The sequence below is a fragment of the Ancylobacter oerskovii genome (genome assembly GCF_018390555.1).
Taxonomy (GTDB): Bacteria; Pseudomonadota; Alphaproteobacteria; order Rhizobiales; family Xanthobacteraceae; genus Ancylobacter; species Ancylobacter oerskovii.
Window position 1 is genome coordinate 1 of the sequence record NZ_JAHBGB010000035.1, and the last position, 1359, is coordinate 1359.

A 1359-nucleotide genomic window follows, 5' to 3' on the forward strand; every position below is an offset into this window, starting at 1 on the left:
CCAGCCTCGGTGTCAAAGACCTGTCTCGTGCGCTTCGACAACAACAAGTACTCGGTCATCGCGAGTGCGGTCGGGCGCCCCGTCGAGATCCGCGCCTATGCCGATCGGATCGAGCTGCGCCAGGACGGGCGTATCGTCGGCGAGCATCCCCGCTGCTATGGCCGCGACCAGACCATCTACGATCCCTGGCACTATGTCCCGGTACTGGCTCGCAAGCCGGGCGCCCTGCGGAACGGAGCGCCCTTCAAGGACTGGGTCTTGCCCGGTGCGATCGACCGGGTCCGGCGCAAGCTCGCGGCCGTTCAAGACGGCGACCGACAGATGGTCGAGATCCTCACCGCGGTGCTGAGCGACGGATTGTCCGCCGTCGAAGCCGCCTGCGCGGACGCTCTGCGGCAAGGCGTCCACTCCGCCGACGTGATCATCAACATCCTGGCCCGGCGCCGCGAGCTGGCGGCAGCGATCACGATCATGACGCCCGATGCCTTGCGCCTGCGCCATGAGCCCGCCGCCGATTGTGCCCGCTACGACAGCCTCAGGAGAGCCGTGTGATGGAACGCTCGGAGATTCTTGCCACCATGGGCGAGCTCAAGCTCTATGGCATGAAGGCCGCCTTCGACGAGATCATCGCCTCGGCGGTGAAGCGCCAGCACGAGCCGCAGCGCGTCGTCGGCGACCTGCTTGCCGCCGAGATCGCCGAGAAGCAGGCCCGTTCGATCAAGTATCAGATCACCATCGCCAAGCTGCCGCTCGCCAAGGATGTCGCCGACTTCGCCTTCGACGGAACCCCGATCAACGAGACCCTCGTTCATGATCTCGCCGGCGGCAACTTCCTGGCGCATCAGCGCAACGTTGTCCTCGTCGGCGGGACTGGGACCGGCAAGACCCATCTCGCCATCGCGATCGCCCGAGCCTGCATCCGTACCGGTGCTCGCGGCCGCTTCTTCAACGTCGTCGATCTCGTCAACAAGCTCGAGTCCGAAGCCCGCGCCGGCCGCCAGGGCCGCATGGCCGACTATCTCGCCCGCATGGACTTCATCGTCCTCGACGAACTTGGCTATCTGCCCTTCGCCCAGTCCGGCGGACAACTGCTCTTCCACCTGGTCAGCCGGCTCTACGAGCAGAGCTCCGTCATCGTCACGACGAACCTCGCCTTCGGCGAGTGGCCGTCCGTCTTCGGCGACGCCAAGATGACCACCGCGCTCCTCGACCGGCTCACCCATCACTGCGACATCGTCGAGACCGGCAACGAGAGCTGGCGCTTCAAGAACAGGCTCTGAGTTCCCCGCACACCACCGATCCGGAGCCGGCGCGGCTGCGCAATCCAGACCAGCTCCGCCGCGCCGCCTCCTCGCCGCG

At 66.4% G+C, this 1359-nt stretch carries 2 protein-coding genes; both read left to right on the forward strand.

Going from position 1 to position 1359, the window contains the following annotated elements; all coding sequences use genetic code 11:
• Positions 1 to 552 (forward strand): Mu transposase domain-containing protein (locus KHC19_RS16395; RefSeq protein ID WP_425514522.1); only part of this gene is annotated, 552 nt, incomplete at its 5' end.
• A complete protein-coding gene (istB, locus tag KHC19_RS16400) occupies positions 552 to 1280 on the forward strand; it encodes an IS21-like element helper ATPase IstB (protein ID WP_213353463.1) in 729 nt (242 codons plus the stop codon). The genes KHC19_RS16395 and istB, both read left to right, overlap by 1 nt.
• Positions 1281 to 1359: the final 79 nt, after the last annotated feature.

Bases quoted from the DNA above. Each gene is read 5' to 3' on its own strand.
- istB (WP_213353463.1), top strand. From the start codon at position 552: ATGGAACGCTCGGAGATTCTTGCCACCATGGGCGAGCTCAAGCTCTAT.